Annotated in this window: 23 protein-coding genes and 1 pseudogene; 14 read left to right on the top strand and 10 right to left on the bottom strand. The window is 58.7% G+C overall.

Annotated features, from left to right (window positions below; translation table 11 throughout):
• A complete protein-coding gene (locus ACGYLX_RS15800) occupies window positions 1-606 on the bottom strand; it encodes a TRAP transporter small permease (RefSeq protein ID WP_394450671.1) in 606 nt (201 codons plus the stop codon).
• A 19-nt stretch (window positions 607-625) separates the two neighbouring features.
• The gene (locus ACGYLX_RS15795; RefSeq protein WP_394450669.1) at window positions 626-1,609 is read right to left on the bottom strand and encodes a TRAP transporter substrate-binding protein; all 984 of its coding nucleotides are present in this window, start codon (window positions 1,607-1,609) and stop codon (window positions 626-628) included.
• A gap of 396 nt (window positions 1,610-2,005) precedes the next feature.
• On the opposite strand from ACGYLX_RS15795, the gene uxaC reads away from it, so the two are divergent.
• The 3 genes from uxaC to ACGYLX_RS15780 are packed head-to-tail and all read left to right on the top strand — an operon-like array spanning window position 2,006 to window position 5,290.
• Window positions 2,006-3,412, top strand: coding sequence for a glucuronate isomerase (gene uxaC, locus ACGYLX_RS15790; protein WP_394450667.1), 1,407 nt, complete (start codon window positions 2,006-2,008; stop codon window positions 3,410-3,412).
• Window positions 3,409-4,863: a mannitol dehydrogenase family protein gene (locus ACGYLX_RS15785; RefSeq protein WP_394450665.1), complete on the top strand. Its 1,455-nt coding sequence runs from the start codon at window positions 3,409-3,411 to the stop codon at window positions 4,861-4,863. The genes uxaC and ACGYLX_RS15785 overlap by 4 nt, the downstream gene beginning before the upstream one ends.
• A gap of 1 nt (window position 4,864) precedes the next feature.
• Window positions 4,865-5,290 carry a heme-binding protein gene (locus tag ACGYLX_RS15780; protein ID WP_394450663.1) on the top strand — a complete coding sequence of 142 codons (426 nt, stop codon included), beginning with the start codon at window positions 4,865-4,867 and terminating at the stop codon, window positions 5,288-5,290.
• Here ACGYLX_RS15780 and ACGYLX_RS15775 read toward each other — a convergent pair.
• The 5 genes from ACGYLX_RS15775 to ACGYLX_RS15755 form a co-directional block, all read right to left on the bottom strand.
• On the bottom strand, window positions 5,287-6,165 hold the full coding sequence (locus tag ACGYLX_RS15775; protein WP_394450660.1) for an NAD(P)-dependent oxidoreductase: 879 nt from the start codon (window positions 6,163-6,165) through the stop codon (window positions 5,287-5,289). The two genes, ACGYLX_RS15780 and ACGYLX_RS15775, sit on opposite strands and share 4 nt — an antisense overlap.
• A 73-nt stretch (window positions 6,166-6,238) precedes the next feature.
• On the bottom strand, window positions 6,239-7,390 hold the full coding sequence (uxuA, locus tag ACGYLX_RS15770; protein ID WP_394450659.1) for a mannonate dehydratase: 1,152 nt from the start codon (window positions 7,388-7,390) through the stop codon (window positions 6,239-6,241).
• 12 nt (window positions 7,391-7,402) lie between these two features.
• A complete protein-coding gene (locus ACGYLX_RS15765; RefSeq protein ID WP_394450657.1) occupies window positions 7,403-8,314 on the bottom strand; it encodes a sugar kinase in 912 nt (303 codons plus the stop codon).
• Window positions 8,315-8,322: 8 nt separating this feature from the next.
• A complete protein-coding gene (locus ACGYLX_RS15760; protein WP_067266924.1) occupies window positions 8,323-8,634 on the bottom strand; it encodes a cupin domain-containing protein in 312 nt (103 codons plus the stop codon).
• Between the two features lie 9 nt (window positions 8,635-8,643).
• Window positions 8,644-9,387 (bottom strand): SDR family NAD(P)-dependent oxidoreductase, encoded by a 744-nt coding sequence (locus tag ACGYLX_RS15755; protein ID WP_394450654.1) that lies wholly within the window; start codon window positions 9,385-9,387, stop codon window positions 8,644-8,646.
• Between the two features lie 335 nt (window positions 9,388-9,722).
• On the opposite strand from ACGYLX_RS15755, the gene ACGYLX_RS15750 reads away from it, so the two are divergent.
• From ACGYLX_RS15750 to kduD, 3 genes are all read left to right on the top strand, one after another.
• On the top strand, window positions 9,723-10,418 hold the full coding sequence (locus tag ACGYLX_RS15750) for a GntR family transcriptional regulator (protein WP_394450653.1): 696 nt from the start codon (window positions 9,723-9,725) through the stop codon (window positions 10,416-10,418).
• A 72-nt stretch (window positions 10,419-10,490) separates the two neighbouring features.
• On the top strand, window positions 10,491-11,318 hold the full coding sequence (kduI, locus tag ACGYLX_RS15745; protein WP_394450651.1) for a 5-dehydro-4-deoxy-D-glucuronate isomerase: 828 nt from the start codon (window positions 10,491-10,493) through the stop codon (window positions 11,316-11,318).
• Entirely contained in the window at window positions 11,315-12,070 is a 756-nt protein-coding gene (kduD, locus tag ACGYLX_RS15740) for a 2-dehydro-3-deoxy-D-gluconate 5-dehydrogenase KduD (protein WP_394450649.1), read from the top strand. Before kduI ends, kduD begins: the two co-directional genes overlap by 4 nt.
• Window positions 12,071-12,150: 80 nt before the next feature.
• Here kduD and ACGYLX_RS15735 read toward each other — a convergent pair whose 3' ends face one another.
• Window positions 12,151-13,947, bottom strand: a complete 1,797-nt coding sequence (locus ACGYLX_RS15735; protein ID WP_394450647.1) for an IlvD/Edd family dehydratase — start codon at window positions 13,945-13,947, stop codon at window positions 12,151-12,153.
• Between the two features lie 202 nt (window positions 13,948-14,149).
• Here ACGYLX_RS15735 and ACGYLX_RS15730 point away from each other — a divergent pair, with 202 nt between their 5' ends.
• The gene (locus ACGYLX_RS15730; RefSeq protein WP_394450645.1) at window positions 14,150-14,302 is read left to right on the top strand and encodes a hypothetical protein; all 153 of its coding nucleotides are present in this window, start codon (window positions 14,150-14,152) and stop codon (window positions 14,300-14,302) included.
• Window positions 14,303-14,310: 8 nt separating this feature from the next.
• On the opposite strand, the gene ACGYLX_RS15725 is transcribed toward ACGYLX_RS15730, so the two are convergent.
• Window positions 14,311-14,436, bottom strand: coding sequence for a DUF3253 domain-containing protein (locus tag ACGYLX_RS15725; protein WP_394450644.1), 126 nt, complete (start codon window positions 14,434-14,436; stop codon window positions 14,311-14,313).
• Between the two features lie 436 nt (window positions 14,437-14,872).
• On the opposite strand from ACGYLX_RS15725, the gene ACGYLX_RS15720 reads away from it, so the two are divergent.
• From ACGYLX_RS15720 to ACGYLX_RS15695, 6 genes and pseudogenes are all read left to right on the top strand, one after another.
• Window positions 14,873-15,817, top strand: coding sequence for a helix-turn-helix domain-containing protein (locus tag ACGYLX_RS15720; protein ID WP_394450642.1), 945 nt, complete (start codon window positions 14,873-14,875; stop codon window positions 15,815-15,817).
• Window positions 15,818-15,917: 100 nt separating this feature from the next.
• Window positions 15,918-17,336, top strand: a complete 1,419-nt coding sequence (locus ACGYLX_RS15715; protein WP_394450640.1) for an aldehyde dehydrogenase family protein — start codon at window positions 15,918-15,920, stop codon at window positions 17,334-17,336.
• Between the two features lie 74 nt (window positions 17,337-17,410).
• Window positions 17,411-19,393, top strand: coding sequence for a tyramine oxidase (locus ACGYLX_RS15710; RefSeq protein ID WP_394450638.1), 1,983 nt, complete (start codon window positions 17,411-17,413; stop codon window positions 19,391-19,393).
• 239 nt (window positions 19,394-19,632) lie between these two features.
• Window positions 19,633-20,792, top strand: a protein-coding gene (locus tag ACGYLX_RS15705; protein WP_394450636.1) for an IS3 family transposase whose coding sequence is annotated in 2 segments (ribosomal slippage) — window positions 19,633-19,882 and window positions 19,882-20,792 — 1,161 coding nt in all. Because the reading frame shifts where the segments join, the coding sequence is not laid out codon by codon here.
• A gap of 27 nt (window positions 20,793-20,819) precedes the next feature.
• A pseudogene (locus ACGYLX_RS15700) lies at window positions 20,820-21,878 on the top strand (IS3 family transposase); the annotation flags it as partial.
• Window positions 21,879-21,960: 82 nt separating this feature from the next.
• Complete coding sequence (locus ACGYLX_RS15695) at window positions 21,961-22,134, top strand: CsbD family protein (RefSeq protein ID WP_168613622.1); 174 nt, start codon at window positions 21,961-21,963, stop codon at window positions 22,132-22,134.
• A 61-nt stretch (window positions 22,135-22,195) separates the two neighbouring features.
• Here ACGYLX_RS15695 and ACGYLX_RS15690 read toward each other — a convergent pair whose 3' ends face one another.
• Window positions 22,196-22,354 carry a YqaE/Pmp3 family membrane protein gene (locus tag ACGYLX_RS15690; protein WP_082852043.1) on the bottom strand — a complete coding sequence of 53 codons (159 nt, stop codon included), beginning with the start codon at window positions 22,352-22,354 and terminating at the stop codon, window positions 22,196-22,198.
• Window positions 22,355-22,540: 186 nt separating this feature from the next.
• On the opposite strand from ACGYLX_RS15690, the gene ACGYLX_RS15685 reads away from it, so the two are divergent.
• On the top strand, window positions 22,541-23,401 hold the full coding sequence (locus tag ACGYLX_RS15685; RefSeq protein ID WP_168613623.1) for a mechanosensitive ion channel: 861 nt from the start codon (window positions 22,541-22,543) through the stop codon (window positions 23,399-23,401).
• The last annotated feature ends 455 nt before the right edge of the window (window positions 23,402-23,856 follow it).

Raw genomic sequence — 23,856 nt, 5'->3', positions numbered from 1 at the left:
TCAGGACTCCTGCGTTTCGAATTGGGGATGCCAATCGGAATAGGTAAGAATGCGAATGATGCCGCGCGTACCCGCATGCAGCACGATCAAGGCGCCGCACAGGGTGATGGCGAGGGTGCGAAAGCTTTCGGGGATGTCCAGCATGGGCAGGTTGGAATCCCAGCCGAATATCATCAATTGCGTGCCTGCGTAAAACATGACGCCACCGAACGCGGCGAGGATAAAGTCGATTGCCATCATGATGACTTTTTGCACCGGAATGGGCATGACGTCGCGAAACAGTGTGACGCCCAGATGGGTGTTGTCCCGAACCCCCGCGGCAGCGCCCAAAAATGCAATGTAGCAGATCAGAAGCAACGCAAGCTGCTCGACCCAAGTTGGTGTGGCGTTCAAGACATAGCGGCCAAAGACCAGCCAGCCGAATGTAACGATCAGAACGACGAGAGCGATACACGCCGTCAGAATGCTGGCCCATTGAACGGCCGCCAGTACGGTTTCACATCTTTTCAGAACGGTCTTCTTGCCACTCATAACAGTCTCGCCGTGTTCAGTATTCTTGTCCGAATGCAAAACAGCCCGCGCCGCAAAGGACACGGGCCGTTTCATTCATTCACTCAAAGCAGGTTCACTCAGCGTTGCGGATCATGTCCACCAAAGGCGCAAGATCAGGGTTCGCTTCAAGGAAGCTTTCGTAAACCGGTGTCATCTTGGCTTGGAAAGGCGCCTTATCTGCCACAGTGTTCACGATTGTACCGCCAGCCTTGACCGTCTCCATTGAAGCCGCTTCGCGGGCCTGCCACAGTTCACGCTGCAATTCCGTAGAGGCTTGTCCCGCCTCTTTCACGATCTTTTGCTGCTCAGGTGTCAAAGAGTCGAAAGTCTTTTTCGACATGCAAAGGCACTCGGGAATGATCAAGTGCTCGGTCAGCGAGTAGTATTTTGCGACCTCATAGTGGCTTGTCGATTCGTAAGAGGGCGGGTTGTTCTCCGCGCCATCGACGACGCCTGTCTGGATCGACTGGTACACTTCGGAAAATGCCATCGGTGTCGCGTTGCCGTCCATGGATTCGACCATCTGCACGAAGAGGTCGTTGCTCATCACACGGATTTTCAGGCCTTCGACATCAGCCGGCGTGTTGATCGGGCGGGCGGAGTTGTAGAAGGACCGGGCGCCAGCGTCATACCAGCCAAGCGGCTCAACACCGCGGGCGCGCATGCCTTCGGAAATCGCCTCGCCCACTTCGCCATCCATCAGTTTGTACATCTGCGGGATAGAAGAGAAGATGAACGGCAGCGAAACGACGTTGGCCTCCGGCACGGAAGTCCCGAACGGGCCAAGGCTGAATTCACCGAAATCCAATACGCCGAGGCGAAGCTGTTCGATCGCGTCGGGCTGGCTGCCCAGAACGCCATTGTGGAAAGTTTTTGCCGTCAATTCACCGCCCGTGGCCTCAGCGAGGGACTCTGCGAAAAAGTCCATGGCGATAGACACCGGATATTCTTCAACGTGAATGTTCCAGCCTCTGAGCTCTTTCGCCGAAACGGATGTCGCCGCGAGTGCGATACAGCTGCCGAGCAGTGCGCTGCGAAGTGTAAAACCTATTGTCATGTGATCCTCCCAGATACGTTTGACTATTTGGAACGTTGATGTGCCCTCTCACATCACTCGCTCATCGTAACAGGTATACTAGTATGGCATGTCCATGTTTGAGTCAATTATCCATCTGCGAAAGTGGTATTTTTTGCACGAGGCCGCGGTTTTTACTAAGATTTTTAGGGGGTGAGTGATCGATATGCGTCTCTTGTCAGTGGGGCGATTATTTATCGGGCACCCTACCGTCGCCCGAATTGGCGGGTGCAAAGGATCACGCTCAACCTCGGATTTTCTTCATCCGGTAGCGAGAGAAGGCATCGAACAGGAGAAGGTCATTAGTTCCTTATACCCCGTGACAGACCAACATGTGCTGACTAGAATACCAGATACGACTTCAGCAAAGGCCCCGTGATGACCCTGCTTCACCCCGACCGCTTGTTTCCGGTTGAACCCAAGTTGCGAGAACTGGCGCGCACGCTTTATGATGGGGTGCGCGATCTGCCCATCATCAGCCCTCATGGCCATACTGTTGCGCGCTGGTTTGCGGAGAACAAGGCGTTTGCCAACCCGTCTGAGCTGTTCGTCACGCCCGATCATTATGTGTTCCGGATGCTCCATTCTCAGGGGATCGCGTTGGAGGATCTGGGTGTGCCCCGCGTCGATGGCGGCGCCGTCGAGCAAGACCCGCGTAAGATTTGGCGTTTGTTTGCAGACAACTATCACCTATTTCGCGCCACACCTTCGCGCATTTGGATCGACCATGCGCTGCAAGAGGTGTTCGGCGTAACCCAGCGTTTGTCTGCGGCCACCGCTGACGAGATTTACGACCAGATCGACGATTGCCTCGCGCAAGAGACCTACCGCCCCCGTGCGCTGTTCGAACGCTTCAACATCGAAGCAATCTCCACCACCGAAAGCGCGATCGATGACCTGCGCTGGCACCGCATAATACGGGAAAGCGGCTGGCCGGGAAGGGTGGTCACGGCCTACCGGCCCGATGCCGTGATCGACCCCGAGTTCGAAGGATTCGCCGACAATGTCGCGACCTTGGGCGAACTGGCCGGTGAGGATACGACCACTTGGGCCGGATACCTTGCCGCCCATCGAAACAGGCGTGCCTATTTCAAGGAGTTCGGGGCCACGTCCACAGATCATGGCCACCCCACCGCCCGAACCGAGGACCTCTCGCAAGAGGCCGCCGCCGCCCTGTTCGACAAAGCCCTGCGTGGCGCCTGCACGCAGGCGGAGGCGGATGCGTTTCGCGGTCATATGCTGACTGAAATGGCGCGGATGTCGCTGGATGATGGATTGGTTCTGCAAATTCACCCCGGGTCCTATCGCAATCACAGCGGGCCGATCATGGAACGCTTTGGCCGCGACAAAGGCTATGACATCCCAACGCGCACCGATTATGTCCACGCGCTGCGCCCTTTGCTGAACGCCGTTGGGCAAGACCCGAGAATGACCATCATCGTTTTTACTCTGGATGAGACGGCGTTCGCGCGGGAGCTTGCGCCCTTGGCTGGGGTCTATCCCGCGCTGAAACTGGGGCCGCCTTGGTGGTTTCACGACAGCGCCGAAGGCATGCGGCGGTTTCGCGAAACGGTCACGGAGACGGCGGGTTTCTACAATACCGTTGGCTTCAACGATGACACGCGGGCCTTCTGCTCGATCCCCGCGCGGCACGATGTTGCGCGGCGCGTCGATTGCAGTTTTCTGGCCACGCTGGTTGAGACAGGGCGACTTGACCGTGACGAGGCCGACGAAGTGGCCCATGACCTGTCCTACGGGTTGGCCAAGACGGCCTATAAGCTATGACCCGACCCCGTCTGCAACGCTCGACCGATCCGCGCCCCAAAACCGGTATTGTCCACCTCGGTCTCGGAGCATTCTTTCGGGCTTTTGGCGCACCGATAACCAGCGATGCCATGGCGGCAAGTGGCGGCGATTGGGGGATCGTCGGGGTCTCTCTTCGCAGTTCGGAACTGCTCGACGCCTTGCGGGATCAGGGCTGGGCCTACACCGCCGTTTCCGTAGGAGCGGAGGCAGAAACCCCGCGTGTGATGGAGATTCTGAATGACGTGCTCGTCGCACCGCAAAATCCTGCCGCAGTATTGAAAGCGATGGCCGATGCGGATGTGCGCATCGTGACCCTAACGGTGACCGAAAAGGGCTATTGCCACATCCCGGCGACGGGAAAACTGGACCGTGGTCACCCCGATATCGCACATGATTTGGCGAGCCAGCTTCCGAAATCCGCGATCGGATACATCGTGCGCGCTTTGGCAGAACGTATGCGCGCGGGCGCACCGGCTTTCACGGTGATGAGCTGCGATAACCTTCCCCAGAACGGTCGGCTTTTACGCGGGCTGGTCCTCGAGTTTGCGGCCCTCGTCGATCCCGAGTTGCAGCGCTGGATCGCCGAGAACGCCCGGTTTCCCTGCACGATGGTGGACCGTATCACGCCTGCGACAACCCAAGATGACATCGCGCGGGTCGCCGCGCTGACGGGCCGCTATGATGCCGCGCCGGTTGTGCATGAGCCCTTTGCCCAATGGGTTATCGAAGACAGCTTTGTCGCGAATGCACGGCCCAATTGGGCCGCTGCGGGCGCCGAACTGGTGGCCGATGTCGCTTTCCACGAAGAGATGAAGCTGCGAATGCTGAACGGCGCGCATTCCGCTATGGCCTACACAGGCTATTTGGCAGGGTATGAAACCATTTCCGAAACCGTGGCCGATCCTGTGTTCGAGCGGTTTGTTCACGGTCTTTGGGGTGAGATTATGCCGACGGTCACAGCGCCGGCAGGCGTTGACCTGAGTGATTATGCCACCGCATTGTTCACCCGTTTCGCAAATCCTAATATCCGGCACCGCACATGGCAAATCGCGATGGATGGCAGCCAGAAACTGCCACAACGGTTGCTGGGAACCATGGGCGACGCGCATCAATCCGGCCGCGATACACCGCTCATGTGTTTGGCGGTCGCGGCATGGATGTTCTATGTGCGCGGCATCGATGAGACGGGCAATGCCATCGATCTGCGCGACCCTCTGGCCAGCGAGCTCAATGCACTGACCGCCAATGCAGACGGGCCGGAAGCAACCGTAACCGCGCTGCTGGGAATGAGCGCGGTGTTCCCCGAAGGCTTGGCGCGTCAGTTGAAAGCACCTTTGACCGCCGCCGCGAAAGAGGTTTGGGCCTTCGGCGTGCGCAGGGCGATTGAACGGGCCGTTAATGCCCCACAAGAAACAGAAGAAGGAACTTAGAATGCAGTCTATTCACCGTCTTGATTGCGACGACGCGCAGCGCATTATCGATGCCGCAAAGAAACACGCCGAGGCGATCGGCGTGCCGATGTGCATCGCGGTTATGGATGAAAGCTGCCACCTGATCGGGTTTCTACGCATGGATGGCGGGAAAATCCCCAGCATCACGATGGCCATCGACAAATGCTTTACCGCGACGGGAACCCAGAAGCCGACGCAGGCCTTGGCCGAACCCAGCATGCCGGGCGGCCCGGTCTATGGGCTCACCTCCGCCCATGGCGGGCGTTTTGTCGTGATTGCAGGCGGGTTGCCGATACTCAAGGATGGCGAAGTGATCGGGGGTATCGGCGTAAGTTCGGGAACACCGGCCCAAGACCTTGAGGTCGCACAGGCCGGTGTTGACGCGTTTGACGCAAAAGGCGCCTAGCCTTTAAGCTTCAGGAAATAGTCGAAAATTTCGGGTACGTTACCATCGCTCATGCCCGCATCGACGGCGGCCTGAAGGTTATGCGACGTACCTTCGGCAATCTCGGACCGCGTGCCAAGATCGCTGACCATCTCAAGGAAATAGGCGATGTCCTTGTTGGCATTCGCCAATGAGAACCCAAGGTCGCTTACACCATCGACGGCGTATTTCTTACAGAATTGCATGAAGGGGGAATTGGACGGGCCTGCCGACATGATCTCGAACAACTGCGCAGCGTCGAGACCCGCACGGTCGGCAACGGCGAAGGCTTGGCTCATGGCGCTGACGGTCGTCATGCCCATGAAGTTGTTGATCAATTTCGTCGTATGCCCCGCACCAAGCGCGCCAACGTAGAATACGTTTTCTCCCAGAATACCGAGCACCGGTTTAACGGCGGCGAATATGTCCTCATTCCCTGCGGCCATGATATTCAGCAACCCATCCTTGGCGTGGGCAGGTGTGCGGCCCAGTGGCGCATCGATCATGCCCGCGCCTTTGGCGGCGAGGTCGGCACCGATCTTGCGCGTGGAGGCCGGAATGGATGTGCCGAAATCAATCAGAACGGCGCCCTTTTTGATGCCAGCCAAGATGCCATCGTCGCCGTAGACCAGGCTTTCCACGACGTCAGAGGTGGTGACGCAGAGCATGATGATGTCGCAGGCCTCCGCCATCTCCCGAGGGGTGGCCACCTCGCGGGCTCCGCGGGTGACTGCCGCATCAACCGCTTTTCTATTGCGGCCCATGATAACGGGTTCGATGCCGTTCTTCTGAAGGCATTCGACCATATTGCCGCCCATGAGGCCGAGCCCGATAAAGCCGATGACAGGGTTTTCCATTTTCTACTCCTAGACGAACAAGTAATCTCCCGCCTTACCTTACGTCCATACAGACTAGTATACTAGAAGAAAGTCATCTGTTCAGGGCAGTGATGATCCCGCGCAGTTCGGCCAAGCCACGCAGCCGCCCGATAAGAGTATAGCCGGGCTGGGTTTCAGTCTCGGCATCCGACAAAAGGGCGTGACCGTGATCCGCGCGGAAGGGGATCTCGGCATTGCGTAGCCTCTCGGCGTTCAGGATTTCATCCACCACCGCGACCATGTCGACATCGCCCGTCAAATGGGCCACCTCGCTAAACGACCCGTCGTGCGATTTGGCCACGTTCCGCAGATGGACAAAGTGGATGCGATCCGCAAAGGCGCGAGCAATCCGGGGCACGTCGTTATCTGCATGAGACCCGAGCGAGCCGTTACAAAGCGTCAGGCCGTTCACAGGCTCAGGGTGGGCGTCCATAATCCAGTCGATATCGCTTTGCGTCGACACGATGCGGGGCAGGCCCAGAATGTCGCGTGGGGGATCATCGGGGTGGATGCACATGCGAATGCCAAGCTCGGCAGCGGTCGGAATGATTTCCGCCAGAAACCGCGCGAGATTTGCGCGGAGATCATTATGGGTCAGCCCGTCGTATGTGGTCAGAACCTCGCGCAACCCGCTGATATCGTACCTGTCATACGCCCCCGGAAGGCCGGACATGATCGCGTGCAAGAGCGACGCCTTGTCCTCTTGTGAAGCCGTGTCATGCCACGCGCGGCCTTGTCGGACGGCATCGGGGTGATAGGTTTCCTTAGCACCCTCACGCCCCAGCATATGAATTTCGAACGCGGCCATCTTGGCTGCTGAAAAATGCAGGCAAGTGCCACCGCGCGCGACAGGCGCCGTCAGGTCGGTGCGGGTCCAATCAAGGATCGGCATGAAGTTGTAGCAGACGGTGGTGATGCCTTCGGCGGCAAGGTTCGCGAGGGATTGTCGGTAGTTTTCGAACAGGCCCGGCAGATCACCGGTCCCGCGTTTGATGTCTTCGTGAACGGGCAGGCTTTCGACGACATCCCATGTGAACCCCGCCGCCGAAATCTCGTCCCGGCGTTTGGAAATGGCGTCACGGGTCCAGACTTCGCCGTAGGGGATCGCATGCAGAGCGCTCACGATGCCCGCTGTTCCTGTCTGTGCGACCTGATCCAGCGGAATAGGGTCGAACTCACCGAACCAGCGCCAAGTCTCCCGCATCTTTCCGCCCCTTCAAGTTTCGGATGGGCCCAGATTGATGTCGACCAACGCCCCACGGCCCTGAACGACTGCGCCGGACAGGCGACAGGCCGTCGCGATACTGTCTGACAATGGCTGCCCTCCGACATGCCCCGCAAGGATTGCCGCATTGAAGCTGTCACCAGCAGCCGTGGAATCCACCACATGCGTTACCGGTGCGACGGCAATTGTTCCGCGATCCTCTGGACTGACATAGTAGACGTCACCGGCGCCATTCTTGACGATTACGGTGCCCGCCCCTGCCGCGCCGTAGCGATCTGCCGTGGCTTGTGGGGACGTGTCTTTGAACCAATCCGCCTCATCCTCGAACGAAGGTAGGACAATGTCAGACACTGCAGCACCCGCCATGATGACCGAAAGCATCGTGTCGCTATCGTCCCACAGCCGGGGGCGAAGATTGGGGTCGAATGCGATCGTTTTGTCGCTGGCACGAGCCGCTTTCACAGCAGAAATGAACGCATCGCGGTCGCCAGTCTCAAGGATCGCCAAGGTGATCCCTGAGAAATAGATCAGGTCATGTGCATCGATCGCACGTTCCAATGCGGGGAGGTCAGCGGCCAGTTTGCGGGCCGCCGATTGACCACGCCAATAGGAGAAGCTCCGTTCTCCATTCTCCAAAGAGATCAGGTAGAGGCCCACGGTCCGGTTCGGCACCTCGACACAATAGCTGTCATCGACGCCGGCAGCCGTGATCGTGTCACGCAGCTGGCTCGATATCGCGTCATCCCCCAGCCCCGTGAAATAGGACACTTGGCTGTCGGGGGCGATGCGCGCCAGATACCACGCGGTGTTGAACGTATCCCCCGCAAACCCAAGCTTGAAGGCCCCCGCATCCTCCTGCGGGGAAAGCTCGGCCATACATTCGCCTATGGACAAAATCCGCATACCGAAGGCTACAGGAAATCGTCACGCCTGGGCGTGAAGCAGTCGATCAACGTGCCCGGCTCAAGGCAGACGCATCCATGGGTCAGTTGGGTCGGAATGACAAAGCTATCACCAGGTCCCACCTCTTTTTCGACATCGCCGAGAGTGAAGCGGAAACGCCCTGTCTCGACATATGTCGACTGCACATGCGGGTGATTGTGCAGTGCGCCAACCGCACCGGTTTTTGCAAAACGGAACGCCACGACCATCATCTCAGGATGGTCCGAGAGTACTTGGCGGGTGACGTTTTCGCCGGTGGACACAACAGGAAAATCGGCCATCTTCGATCCTTAGCTGAACAGCATACCGCCATTGATGTCGATATTTGTCCCCGTGAGGAAGGCACTATCATCGCAGGCGAGGAAGAGCGCAGCACTGGCTACATCATCCACGGTGCCTTGGCGCTTCAGCGGGGCGTTTGCTTCGTACCCGCGACGACCCGCATCAGGCGTGTGGATGTTGTGGAAATCCGTGTCGATCATGCCGGGGCAAAGCGCGTTTACGCGCACATCGGGCCCAAGCTCTTTGGCCAAGCCGCGGGTCATGGTCACAATGGCACCTTTGGAGGAGGCATAGGCCACCGAACCGGGGCCGCCGCCATCACGCGCCGCCTGACTGGCAAGGTTCACGATCGTCCCCGTTTTGATGTGCTCCAAGCAGGCTTTGGTCATCATGAATGTGCTGGTCAGGTTCAGCGACATGACGGCATTCCAATGGTCCAGATCCATCTCCGCCAGTGTCTTGCGTGCGATCAGCCCGCCTGCGTTGTTCACCAGGATATCAATACCGCCGAATGCTTCGAGCGTTTTTGCCACCAGATCATCGACGTCTGCCTGTTTGTTCAGATCACCCTGAACCGCAATTGCCTTCCCGCCAGCGGCTTCGATCTTGGCAACCACATCGTCGGCACCTTTGGAACTGGCGAAATAGTTGATCGCGACATTCGCGCCTTCTTCCGCAAATTTAAGCGCGACCGCCGCCCCGATATCCCGACCACCGCCAGTGATGATGGCTGTTTTTCCTACAAGTTTCATAAATCTACTTTCTTCTAACTGGCGTGGCACAACAATATGTTGGCCGGTTTCTGCGAAGCGTTCAAAGCAGCGCGATCGATCGTATCGGCATATGCTGGGCGGTGCGGGAAATGACCCTAGGCCCAGCAATCTACAACACGTCTCGCCGCGAACTTCGGTCGAATCAACTCGATCTGAGTACTAGCATACTAGTTATTTATTGGGTAGGGTATCCCTAGACTTCTAGATCTGGCGGCTTCAAAGAAGCAAAAGTGAGTGAGTCGCTCCTGTGGGGCCAATATGCCCAATGCCACGAGACGGCGAAATTCACGGCCCCTTTAAGAGAAGGTAGCGACATGGCGAAGGTAACCAAATTGAGCGAGCGGCGCACCAGCGTCGATGAGGTGTTCGATTACCTGCATAGCGAAATTTCGACATTGGCATTGCTTCCCGGCGACAAGATCTCCGAGGCGGAGATCGCAACGAAATTCGGTATTTCGCGCCAACCCGTGCGCGATGCCTTTAGCCGGTTGGCGAATTTAGACCTGCTGTTGATCCGCCCGCAACGCGCAACTGAGGTAAAGCGGTTCTCCATGCGGGAGATCGAGAAATCCCGCTTCGTGCGCGCTTCTGTGGAATACGAAGTTCTGCGCCGCGCCGCTGCAAAATGCGATGCCGATGGTACGGCAAAGATCGACGCGGCCCTAAAGCTGCAAGAGCAGGCGATACAGGACCACGATGTCGATGGCTTCGGCAAGCTGGACTATGAGTTTCATGAAACCCTTTGCGGCATCGCGGATGCAGAATTCGCCTTCGACGTCATCATGCGGGAGAAGGCGAAAGTAGATCGCCTGTGTCGGCTTGGGTTGTCTAAGGAACAGCGCATGCCTGAGCTTTTGGCGGATCACAAAGCGATCTCAGAGGCGGTCAAGGCGCATGATGCAGACCAGGCTGTCGCCGCGGGGGCGCTGCATTTGTCACGTCTTGATGAAACGATCCAGCGCATCACCGATACCAACGCCAGCTATTTCGAGACATTTGAGGATCAGTAGGGGCACGGGAGTAACCCTACAAAGCAAGGCCCATTAAAGCCTTCGATCATTCAGGCATCACGGGAGGAAACGATGCACAAGACCAACCTACGCCGCGCAATTGATCCGCGCCACGCCAAGACGATGAGCAGCGCGGAACTGCGTGCGGAGTTCATGATTGAAGGCCTGTTCAAGGACGACGAGGTCAATCTGACATACACCCAGTATGACCGCATGATTGTGGGGGGCGCCAAACCGAAAAGCGGGCCGCTCGCGATTGATGCGGTCGACCAGACGGGGACACCGTCTTGGCTGGATCGCCGCGAAGCTGTGTTGGTCAATCTCGGCACAGGCGGCATTGTTGAGGCGGGCGGAGAGACATATTCCTTAGGCCGCTGCGACATGCTGTATCTTGGCATGGGAACCGGCGCCGTAACGCTCAACGGAGAGGACGCGTATTTTTATATCATCTCCGCCCCCGCCCACCGCGCCATTCCTGCGCAACTGGTAACCATCGACGATGCACGGCAGGTTCCTCTCGGGTCGCGAGATACCTGCAACGAGCGTGTCATCTACCAGTTCGTCCATCCCGAAGGGATCGAAAGCTGCCAGATCGTCATGGGGATGACGAAACTCGCCCCCGGTTCGATTTGGAACACGATGCCGGCGCATGTGCATGAACGCCGCTCCGAAGCCTATATCTACATCGATCTGCCCGAAGATCAGAACGTCGTGCATTTGATGGGTGAACCTGATGAGACCCGCCACATGATCGTGCGCAACGAACAGGCGGTTTTGTCCCCTCCGTGGTCGATACACAGCGGTGCCGGTACGGCTGCCTATTCGTTCATTTGGGCGATGGCGGGCGACAATATGGCCTTCACCGATATGGACATGGTCGCCATGGAAGACCTCAGATGAACCGCTTTTCACTACAGGGAACCCGTGCATTTGTGACCGGTGCGAACACAGGCATCGGTCAGGCAATCGCGATTGGTATGGCAGCCCAAGGCTGTCACGTCATCGCGGTGGGTCGGTCCAGCATGGCGGACACGCTAAAGGCTATTGCCGAAGCAGGTGGCAAGGCTGATGCGGTGCAGGCCGATCTGGGAACGGTCGCAGGCGCGGTCGCCGCGTTCGAACAGGCTGTGGCCGAGTTCGGGCCGATTGATACACTGGTTAACAACGCAGGCATCATCCGCCGCGCGGATAGTCTGGAGTTCACGGAGGCCGATTGGGACGCCGTGATGGATATCAACCTCAAGGTCGTCTTCTTCCTCAGCCAAGCCTTTGCCAAGGCGCGCGTGACGGCACAACAAGGCGGCAGTGTGATCAACGTGGCATCACTGCTCTCGTTTCAGGGCGGCATTCGCGTGCCATCCTATACAGCATCGAAAAGCGCTGTGGCGGGGCTTACGAAAACCCTGTCTAACGAGTGGTCGGCACAGGGGATCACGGTGAATGCTGTCGCGCCGGGCTATGTCGTCAGCAACAACACAGCAGACCTGCGTGCTGACCCCGATCGGAACAAAGCGATCCTCGACCGTATCCCACTGGGTCGCTGGGCTGAGCCCGAGGATATCGCAGGCGCCGTCACGTTCCTCGCCTCCCCCGCCGCGCGTTATGTCACGGGGATTACGCTGCCTGTCGATGGCGGCTGGTTGGGGCGCTAGAGAGTAGGGTCTTTTCAACAAGCCCTAATCTGCGACTGAATGGCGTCCAACCCCCCACTATAGCATGAACAAACCGGACGTCAGTGACTATCCCTCGGACTGCTCTTACGGGCGACATCGCGATAGGAAGGCGCATCGCGCAATGTCATCCCTTTGTCCAATTCGGTTGTTAGCTCGCGGAAGTACTGCTGCCACGGTGTCTGGCTGGCGGGCATTTGGTATCCCCCGTCGCTGACAAGTTGACGCGCCCGCTCGGCCAGCTCATCCAGCGGTACCAGCATGTCCGCGGTGCCTTTTCCCAGATCAAATCGCACCCGGTCACCGGTTTTCAAAAGAGCCAAGCCGCCTCCCTCCGCCGCTTCGGGTGAGGCGTTGAGGATCGAAGGCGACCCGGACGTGCCAGACTGCCGCCCGTCGCCGACGCAGGGCAAGGCGGCGATCCCTTTAGTCAGCAAATAGGAAGGGGGGCGCATGTTGACCACTTCAGCCCCGCCCGGATAGCCCTTCGGCCCCGCACCCCGCATGAACAAGACGCAGTTCTCGTCGATATCCTCGGCAGGGTCATCGATGCGGTTGTGATAATCCTCGGTGCCGTCGAACACGATAGCGCGGCCTTCAAAGGCATTGGGGTCGTCCGCATTCGACAAATAGCGTTTGCGAAAATCGTCAGAGATCACGCTGGTCTTCATAAGCGCACTTTCGAACAGGTTGCCCGAGAGGTTCAAGAACCCCGCATTCGTCGATAGCGGGTTCTCCAATCTGCGGATCACGTCATCGTTCGTCGCGGCGCGCCCTTCGCAATTGTCGCCCATCGACCGTCCATTCACAGTGGTCGCCTGAGGGTGCGGCAGCAATCCACCCTCCAACAGACGCGCCACCACGGAAGGCACGCCGCCGGCGCGGTGATAATCTTCGCCCAGATACTCCCCCGCCGGCTGGAGGTTCACCAACAGCGGCACCTTATGCCCCAAGGCTTGCCAGTCGTCATTGTCCAGCGGCACACCAAGATGCGCAGCGATCGCATTCAGATGGATGGGCGCATTGGTAGAGCCGCCAATGGCCGAGTTGATGACGATGGCGTTTTCAAAAGCCTCCCGCGTCATGATGTCGGACGGGCGCAGATCGTCCCAGACCATCCCGACGATACGCTTTCCTGTCTCATAACTGATCTGCCCGCGTTCGCGGTACGGCGCGGGAATGGCGGCGGAGCCGGGAAGCTGCATGCCCAAAGCCTCCGCCAGGGAGTTCATCGTGGTGGCCGTTCCCATCGTGTTACAATATCCGACGGATGGCGCGCTGGAGGCGGCAATCTCCATAAATTCCTCGCCATCGATCTCGCCCTTGGCCATCAACTCGCGCGCTTTCCAGATCACCGTGCCCGAGCCTGCGCGCTCCCCATTCGAATAGCCGTTCAACATGGGGCCGACAGACAGTGCGATCGCAGGAATATTGACCGTCGCAGCCGCCATCAACAGGGCCGGGGTCGTTTTGTCGCATCCGATGTTCAGGACCACGCCGTCAATGGGATAGCCGTAGAGCGTCTCAACCAATGACAAATAAGCAAGATTGCGATCTAGATTGGCCGTAGGCCGTTTGCCGGTCTCCTGAATGGGATGCACAGGCACCTCGATACAGGTCCCGCCCGCTGCGATAATTCCGTCCCTGACACGCTTGGTAAGCTCGATATGATGGCGGTTACAGGGGCTGAGATCGCTGCCCGTCTGTGCAATCGCGATGATCGGCTTGCCGCCCTGAAGCTCCTCGCGCGTGAGCCCGTAGTTCAGATAACGTTCAAGATACAGCGCCGACATTTCCGGATCACCTTCGCGCGCAAACCAATCTCGCGAGCGCAATTTATCCTTGGTCATCTTCGCCATCTTTTAACCTGCATCTGAAAATAGTTGGAATGCTAGTATGTCATGCAATTCCGCTAAGGTAATCCCCCTAAAATTATCGATTTTCAAGAACCGTCTTTGGCATTGTACCAATCCCACCCTCCCCGAAGCGGAACGGGCGGCGCTTGTGAAAGAACTCATGCAAGCACGCTTGGCTGTGAAGAATGCAAAGACAAATGAAGACGTGAAAACTCCTCAAGGAAAGGTGCATGAGGCCAAGGTGGCATTGGGCGAACGTGGGCCGGTCTGGTTGAACGACGGCGCCCCGGACGTGAGCCGCTACCACCCCGAGAACAGACTACAGGCCGTTTGGTGGCGCGGCTTGGCGCAAGACTAATCCGGCTTCTAGGCGATGGCGATGCGGTATATCCCACTGAACGACTTAGGATCGACGCGCTTCTCGCCCTGCTTGATCGCGATTGTTCCCTCACCAACCAGCCGAACTGCTTGTTCACGGATGGGGTCCATCATGTACTGGAGACTTCGTTGCTAAATTGCTTGGCAATTGAGGATCAACTCTATCCTGTGAACTGCAATATGCTGACTCAAGTGGTCTCACGACAGCTGGTGGGGTCGGAGTATGTCAACGCTTGTGAAGAGTGTAGTTCTAATCACGAAGTCTGTCGCCTTTATATTCTCAGCACTCGGAAGAAGGAGCGCGCATCCATTGCCGTACTAATTTGCGTGCCCATTGACATAGGATCACAAGGCTTTTCGATGACTTCCTTTGCGCCAATGACAAAAAGCTCTGCTCGGCTCGCAACACTCACTCAAGCTGTCATGGAGATTTTAGAAACGCTCTCAAAGCTCGGTATTTCCCAGTTTTGCCTCGCTTGATGCATGCAAATGAATGCGATAACCTTTTCCCAGAGGCGTCACTGCGCCGGTTTTTGAGGAGAATGGGATCATGAAGGCATTGAGCCGGATCGCCACAAAGGCCATTCCCATCGAAGTCCTGCGCAACGATATTCTGCAGATTTGCGGCGCTTTTGAGGTGGAACCTGCGCGCCGCGAGGGGCCGTCTCACGGTCTGGCGCGAAAGCGGGGGATGGGTGGGTTTGAAGCCGCGCTGGTTTCGCTCGATGCTCAGGAAGCGGCCCGCACGCAGACCTGCATTCGGCGCGATCCGGCCGAATATTTCTTTATGCTGGTACAGGATGTTGGCGAGTGTGTGGTGCATCAAAGCGGTGCATCTACCCTTTTGCGGCCCGGCGACATGTTTATCGTCGACGCGACGCGTCCCTCGAAATTTGTTTATGACGGGCAATTGGCGCATCAGATTTCAGTGCATCTCCCGCGGGATGAGATGATCGGCAGGTTCGGTGGCATCTGTGATGGCGGAGTGGCGATCGACCGCAATGATCCGCTGTGGCTGGCGCTGCGCGCAGTGCTCTACAAGATGATGCACTGCCCGCCCGAGGCAGGACTGCAGTTGACCGAAGCGTTCTATGGGCTGATGGGGGCCTATTTCCACGAGCGGCGCAGTCAGACGTTGGATGCCCGCGGGCAGATCATGGAACGTGCCTTGCAGCTGATGACCCGCCACTACCGCGACCCTCAGTTCGGGCCGAGCGCTTTGGCGCTGCATTTGGGCGTATCTCTGCGCAGCCTGCAACGCTATTTCGAACCCTTGGGCGAAACGCCGGGTCAACGTCTGCTGCAAATGCGTTTGACCCAAGCGCATGCAGAACTCTCTCGCCGCGGGGGCAAAGAGGTCTCTGTCACCGACTGCGCCTATCGCTGCGGCTTCAACGATCTTTCGCATTTCTACCGCGCCTTCCGCCAGCGCTACGGGATGACGCCGGGCGCCGTTGTCGCACAGGCCCGCGACGGTGGCGCGATCGTCCAATAGGGCTGTCGCGTTATCCCAAGATGCCCGTCGAATCCGCGCCTAACCTCTGACCAGAGGAGGCGTTTCGGCACGGTGCCGGAACGGGATGACGGAGGACATCATGAAAGACACCATCGATAGCATCGGCCTGATCGCGGCCGGTACACGGGTTGAGACGGGCGCGCGTTTCCCCGTGGCCAATCCCGGCACGGGGGGCCAAGCAGGCACGGCGCCGGATGTCGGACAGGCAGAATTGGACCGCGCAGTCGCCGCGGCAAAGGCGGCTTTCCCCGCGTGGTCAGCCAGATCCGACGAAGAACGCGCCGCCGCTTGCACAGCCGTGGCCGATAAGATCGAAGCCTATGCGGAGGAGTTGGCCCAGCTTGTCACCGCCGAGCAAGGCAAGCCGTTGGGCGGCATCGGATCGCAATGGGAACTGGGCGGCGCGGTCGCTTGGGCGCGCTATACCGCGGTACTCTCGCTGCCGATGGAAGTTCTGCAAGACACGCCGGAGGGGCGGGTCGAGATGTACCGCAAGCCGCTTGGGGTGGTGGGGTCGATCACCCCGTGGAACTTCCCCGTGCTGATCGCGGTCTGGCACATTCTGCCCGCGCTGCGTAGCGGCAATACGGTGGTCAGCAAACCATCCCCGATGACCCCGCTCGCGTCCCTACGCATGATTGAGTTGATGAACGAAGTACTGCCAGCAGGCGTGGTCAATTCCGTCAGCGCCGCTGATGGCGCATTCAACATGGGCGCGGCGATGTCCGCGCACCCGGACATAGCCAAGATCGTCTTTACCGGTTCCTGCGGGACGGGTCAGAAGGTCATGCAATCCAGCGCTGAGACGATGAAGCGTCTGACCCTTGAGATGGGCGGCAATGACGCGGGCATCGTCTTGCCCGATGCCGATCCGCAAGCGATTGCCGAAGGGCTGTTCTGGGGCGCCTTCATCAACAACGGCCAAACCTGCGCCGCGATGAAACGGCTTTATGTGCACGACGATATCCACGACGCGGTCTGTGACGCACTGGTCGCCTATGCACGCAACATCAAAGTGGGCGAAGGCACGCAGGAGGACAGCGTCCTTGGCCCCGTCCAGAACCAGATGCAGTTTGACAAGGTGGCGAAGCTGGTGGCGCAGGCCAAGGAACGCGGGCAAGTTCTGCTGGGCGGTGAGCCGGGCGAGGGGCTCTTCTTCCCACCGACGATCATTACCGGGATGAGCGCCGATGACCCGTTGGTCTACGAAGAGCAATTCGGCCCCGCGCTGCCGATCATTCGTTATAGTGACCTCGACGATGCGCTGGCGCAGGCCAATGCGCTGGACGTGGGCCTTGGTGGCTCTGTCTGGTCGTCTGATAGGGCGGCGGCCAAGGAGGTGGCAAAACGGATGGAATGCGGCTCGGTCTGGATCAACAGCCATGGCATGATCCAACCCAACGCGCCCTTTGGCGGGGTCAAGAAATCAGGCTTCGGTGTCGAATTCGGTGAGGAGGGGCTGAAGGAATACACCGACATTCAAGTGATTTTCGCCTGACGCTGGGAGCGCTTTGGCGATCAATTAGTGCCCGCGGCAGCGGGCATTTTCATAGCAACATGAAGGGAGACAGCATGTTACGAAAAACGCTACTTGGCGGGGCCGCGGCCCTTGCCCTCACCACCGCGGGGGCATTCGCCCATCCGCTCGACGGTTTTTCCGGGGAGGAATACCAGAAGATTAACGAAATCCTGCGGGCCAATGATCTGGCGGGGGATGACACGCTTTATCCGCTGATCGAACTGATCGAGCCGCCTAAAGCCGATGTGCTGGCATGGAGCGAGGGAGACACGCTCGACCGTCGCGCGATGGTGCATATGTCCAACGCCGATAACAGCGGCTTTGTCGAGACCATCGTGAACCTGACGACCGGAGAGATCGAGAGCAGCGCGCCCACTGAGGGTCAGCCGATGATCCTCTTCAATGAGTTCGCCAACGCTATGACCGCCGCGCTAGAGCATCCCGACATGATCGCGGGGCTAGAGAAACGGGGGCTGACGCCGGATCAGGTGTTCTGCCTGCCGCTCACTGCGGGCAATTTCTTTTCGGACGAAGACGACGGCACGCGGTTGATGAAAGTGCCTTGCTATGTCTCGCCCGAAGGGTCGAATTTCTATGCCAAACCGATCGAGAACATCTACGCCGTGGTCGATCTGCAAAGCGGCAAGGCGCTGCGTGTGATTGACGAGGGCAATGTGGCGGTCCCCGAAGACGGCTGGGGCTACACGGGCGAGGAGATCGAGGCCCGGACCCCACAACGCGCCGCGACGAATCCCGCCGTGCTGACCCAAGAGGGCGGACCGAATTTCACCTATGCCGATGGCGCACTGGAATGGGACATGTGGCGCATGCGCCTGCGGGTCGACAAACGCCCCGGTCCGGTGCTGTCGAACATAGATGTGAAGGATGGCGACGAATGGCGCACGCTGCTCTATCAGGCCCATCTGTCCGAGGTTTTCGTGCCCTATATGGACCCGAGCGCCGGGCTCTATTGGCGGACCTATATGGACAGTGGGGAATATGGCTTCGGGCTGTTCCTGACCCCGCTGGTGGCAGGGATCGACTGCCCGTCTTATGCGACCTTCCTGCCAGCAATGATCGCGGGCGATGACGGTCAGCCGCTGGAAATCCCCGATGCGGTCTGCATCTTTGAGCGCAACATCGGTGATCCGGCGTGGCGACATTTCGAGGTCTTTGCCCAAGGTCCCGATCAATACACCCCCGCCGAGGGTCGGCCCGAGACCGAGTTGGTGGTGCGTACTGCTTCAGAAGTGGGGAACTACGACTATCTGATCGACTACCGTTTCAAGCAGAACGGCCAAATGGAGATCAAGATTGGTGCCACAGGACTGGATGGTGTGAAAGGCGCCGATGCGACATCAATGGATGATCCTTCGGCGGCGCGAGAGACGGAGTACGGCACGCTTATTGCGCCCAACTTGGTGGCGGCGAACCATGACCACTACTTCAACTTCCGCCTCGACTTCGACATTGACCAGCCCAAAAACCGATTCATGACGATGGACATCGTGCCCGCCGAAGTGGCCGAAGATAGCCCGCGCCGGTCATTATGGAAGGTCGAGCATAACATGCCCAAGTCCGAGGCTGAGGCGGCCTATCAGGTATCCTCGTTCAAGCCGCGTTACTTCATGCTGCAGAACCCCGACCGCAAAGGGCCGTTGGGGCATAAACCGGGCTATATGATCCACCACGGCAGCGTGGCTTACGGGCCATTCGACTTTAAGAACGACCCCCCGATGATCCGCAACGCCTATATCGAGAATTCGGTATGGAACACGGTGCATGACCCTGAGGAACGCTATGCAGGCGGCAAGTTCGCGTTGCAAAGCGATGGGTCCGACACGCTGGCGCAGTGGGTCAAGGAAGACGCGCCGCTACAGGATCAGGACATCGTAACGTGGTTCACAGCAGGGTTTCACCATGTGCCGCGCATGGAAGATTGGCCTGTCATGTCGACGGAGTGGAAGACGGTGCATATCATGCCGCATAACTTCTTCCCGATGAACCCGGCGATTACCATCCGCGATCCTGAATAAGGGCACGTGAGAAAAGAGAAAGACGGGCAGTGGGGGCTGCTCGTCTCTCTCAAGGGGTGATCCTTAAGCGTTCTGTGCAAGACTATCATTGTTTAACGATTATTAGTGGCGGTGCGCATCTTGATCTGATGCTTGCCAAAGCACTGTCCAACTGGGGTTCGTTAATGACCTGCCCCCCCCCCCCGAAACTTCCCTCGTTCTGATGTAGAGTTTGCTCAACCTTTCGACGGAGCAAACAGATGCGAAAGAGTCGTTTCACCGAGGCGCAGATCATCGGGATGATCAAGGAACAGGAAGCCGGAATGCCGACAGCGGAGGTGTGCCGGAAGCATGGCCTCAGCCAAGGCACGTTCTACAAGTTCAAATCCAAGTATGGCGGCATGGGGGTTTCTAACGCGGCCAAGCTGAGGGCGCTGGAAGACGAGAACGCCAAGCCCAAGCGTCTGCTGGCGGACAGCATGCTGGACAACGTCGTGCTGAAGGACCTGCTGGGAAAGAGCTGACGGCGCCGAATGAGCGGCGAGAGGCAGCGGTCAGAGCGATGCGGGATCATGACATCTCGCAGCGCCGGGCCTGCCGACTTGTCGGTGTCGACCCCAAGACGGTCCGGCGTGAACGCCCGCCGGACAATCCCGAGATACGCAAAGAGATGAAGGCCGTCGCAGCCACGCGGCGCCGGTTTGGCTATCGGCGGATCGGGGTGATGCTGGAACGCAATGGTATGATCATGAACCACAAGAAGCTGTATCGGCTTTACACGGAAGAGAAGCTTGTCGTCAGACGACGACGGGGCCGGAAACGGGCGCGTGGCTCGCGGAGGCCGATGCCTGAGGCGCTGAGACCGGGTGAGCGCTGGTCTCTGGACTTTCTGTCCGACACGTTCGGCGCCTCGCGCAAGTTCCGCATTCTGGCGGTGAACGACGATTGCTGCCGCGAAAATCTCTGCCTGATGGCAGACACGAGCATCTCGGGCCTCCGCGTTGTGCGGGAGCTGGATGCGCTTGTGCGTCTCTATGGCAAGCCTGCCAGCATTGTCAGTGACAACGGGACAGAGTTCACCAGCCGGGCGATCCTGAAATGGGCGAACGAAAACGGCGTCGATTGGCATTACATCGACCCAGGCAAGCCGCAGCAGAATGCATTCATCGGATCCTTCAACGGCAGCCTACGTGATGAACTCCTCAACGAGGAGATGTTCGACAGCTTGGACGATGCCCGGCGCAAGCTGGCCCTTTGGCGATACGATTACAACAATGTCAGACCGCACTCATCGCTCGACAACCAAGCACCCGCACAAGCGCGCCGGACGCTCGAGCAAGTCGAGGGCTCCACGCCCGGCGCGCTTGCCCAAACCAACGACGACGAATATGAAAACCAGACCCGCAAACTCTCGTTATGAATGAGGGAGCCTCGGGGAGCAGGTTAGGACCTGTGTCGCAAGCACGGCATGTCTGAAGGCACCTTCTATAATTGGAAGGCCAAGTTCGGCGGCATGACAGTGTCGGAGGCCAAGCGTCTAAAAGCGCTCGAAGATGAGAACGCGAAGTTGAAGAAGCTGCTTGCCGAGCAGATGCTGGATCTCGCGGCAATGAAAGAGCTGGTTTCAAAAAAGTGGTGACGCCTGCCGTGAAGCGCGAGGCGGTCGCGCATCTGAAGGCCCGCTTCGGGCTGTCGGAACGGCGGGCGTGCCGGATAGCCGGAGCGGATCGCAAGATGCTGCGCTACCGATCACAGCGTGCGCCTGACACTGTGCTACGGGGCAGGCTGCGCGAGTTGGCCAATGAGCGACGTCGGTTCGGCTATCGGCGGCTCTTCGTGCTGCTGCGCCGCGAGGGCGAGCCATCCGGCATCAACCGCATCTATCGGCTCTATCGCGAGGAGGGACTGACGGTGCGCAAGCGGAAGGCCCGGCGCAAGGCTGTCGGGGCTCGGGCGCCGATCCTGGTTGAGGCGCAGCCCAATGCACGTTGGTCGCTGGATTTCGTTCACGACCAATTCGCGAATGGACAGCGCTTCCGGGTGCTAAACGTGGTCGACGATGTTACCCGTGAATGCCTGGCGGCGATCCCGGACGCTTCGATCTCGGGACGCCGGGTAGCGCGCGAGCTGACGGCTCTGATCGAGCGCCGCGGGAAGCCGGGGATGATTGTCTCCGACAATGGGACGGAACTGACTTCGGATGCGATCCTGCGGTGGTGTTCCGAACACCGGATCGAATGGCACTACATCGCGCCAGGCAAGCCCATGCAAAACGGTTTCGTCGAAAGCTTCAACGGGCGGATGCGCGATGAGTTGCTCAATGAGACCATGTTCCGCAACCTGCCTCATGCCCGCGTCGTGATCTCGACTTGGGCCACCGACTACAACACCGAACGCCCGCATTCAGCCTTGAATTACCAAACCCCGGCTGATTACGCGCGGACCCTGACCAACGCAATCGCCAGATGGCGTAAACACTAACCGGGCTCCGGTCGCGACTGGATGAAAGTTCAGTGGCAGGTCACTCACAACGGAACCCGCGCCTCCTGCCCAACGTTGTTCCTCTACCTAGATAGAGGAGAGCAACCATGGCAAATGACGACCAAGCAAAAGGCAAGGCGAAAGACATCGGTGGCAAGTTGAAAGAAGAAGCCGGCGATGCCACAGGCAACGAAGACCTGAAGCACGAAGGTCAGGTCGATCAGGCCGAGGGCAAAGTGCAAAAGGGTGTCGGTGACGCCAAGGACAAACTATCTGATTGATTGCAAAAGCGCGCCTCTTCGCAGAGGCGCGCTTTATCTATTCGGGCCGCTGCCCGCGCTCTCACCTTTTGATGATGATATAGAGCGCATGGACGATCCCGGGCAGGTAACCCAGCAAGGTCAGGAGAATGTTGATCCAGAAGTGCTTTCCCAGACCTTCCTGCAAGAACACCCCAAGAGGGGGCAGTAGGATAGCGATGATGATGCGAATGATGTCCATAGTGTCACGCCGGGTGCGCCGGGCTCCTTTCCAAATATACTAAACCTTGCCCTAAGCTAGCCCCCGATCGTCGCACGGCCAGTGGTGGCGCGTTGAACGGGGCGCAAGTAACACTCGCCGCAGCATGGGTTTTGCGGCAAACTACCAAACAGCCAGAGGAGGGGCAGGGTGGAGCCAGTCAGGATCATGTGGCGCCAGATCATGGAGATGGCGCGAGACGCAATCGCATTTTTGCCGCAGATCGCTGTCGCTACCCTCGTATTGATATTGACCTGGGCCATTGCCGCGCTCGGCCGGTCGCTGGTCAGCAGCACCCTGTCGCGCACCAAGCTGCGCCCGAGCCTTCAGGACCTCTTTACCCTACTAACGTCTATCCTCATCTGGGTCCTTGGCATCATGATCGCGGCCGTGATCGTCTTTCCCGGGCTCACGCCTGCCAGCATTCTGGCGGGGCTCGGCATTGGGTCGGTCGCCATCGGCTTCGCTTTCAAGGACGTCTTTGAGAATTTCCTCGCCGGGATCATCATCCTCTTTCGCCGGGAAATGCGCATGGGGGATCATATCGAATGCGAGGGGATTGAGGGCAAGGTTGCCCATATCGCCATAAGAGAGAGCCATATCAGGCAGACAGACGGGCAACTGGTGATCGTGCCCAATGCGATGCTTTTCAAGAACCCCGTCTATGTGCGCACGGATCAAAAGCACCGTCGGCAAACCGTGATCTGCGGAGTGGCCTATGATGTCGATCTGGGTGAAGCGCGGGCGGTGATCTCCGAAGCGGTCGCGCGCTGCGAGACGGTAGAGCAGGGGGAGCATCCGATTCAGGTCTTCGCCCAAGAGTTCGGGGAGTCCTCCATCAATTTCGAGGTCACTTGGTGGACAGGCTCAGCCCCGGTCGAGCAGCGCCGTTCTCGGGATGAGGTGGTGACCGCGGTGAAACGGGCGCTGGACAAGGAAGGGCTGGAAATTCCTTTCCCCTACCGCACGCTCACCTTCAAAGAGCCGCTTTCGCTCAGCCGGGCGGAGGAGGATGCAGAGGAAGGGTAGGGCCTGCGCTGCGAGTCGCCGATTTTGCCCTGTGATCCCGTGAATCGCGGCCGATTCATGGGCCCGCGTTGAAGCTGTCGGCTCAGATAGGGCAGGGGAGGCCAGCTCCGGCGCGTTAGATGCGGGAAATTAGCACGCTATTTCAGCATCTTGCCGAAAAGCTCCCCGAAATATCATCTTTTCTCAACTTTCTGCTTGCGGCTTTGCCTCACTAACCTTAGAACCCCCTCTACCGGCGGCGCTGAGACGCACCGCTGGGGCGCCAGACGGGGCGGACGGCAGCGGAGACGCGGTGGTTCGTATCACGAGGCGGATAAGAATTCGAGGTATTAGGGGCGGGGCGCGCCAAGAAGTTAGGGCGCATCTCAGTTTCTTTTGTCTCAACGCTGTTTGAAAATTTGATATCTGAAGAGATATGTGGGCGGTTTGGTTCATTCGATGGATCAACGTCTGTA

The sequence above is a fragment of the Sulfitobacter sp. 1A13496 genome, assembly GCF_043557225.1.
GTDB classification, from domain to species: domain Bacteria; phylum Pseudomonadota; class Alphaproteobacteria; order Rhodobacterales; family Rhodobacteraceae; genus Sulfitobacter; species Sulfitobacter faviae.
This window is presented reverse-complemented; position numbering and strand designations above follow the sequence as displayed.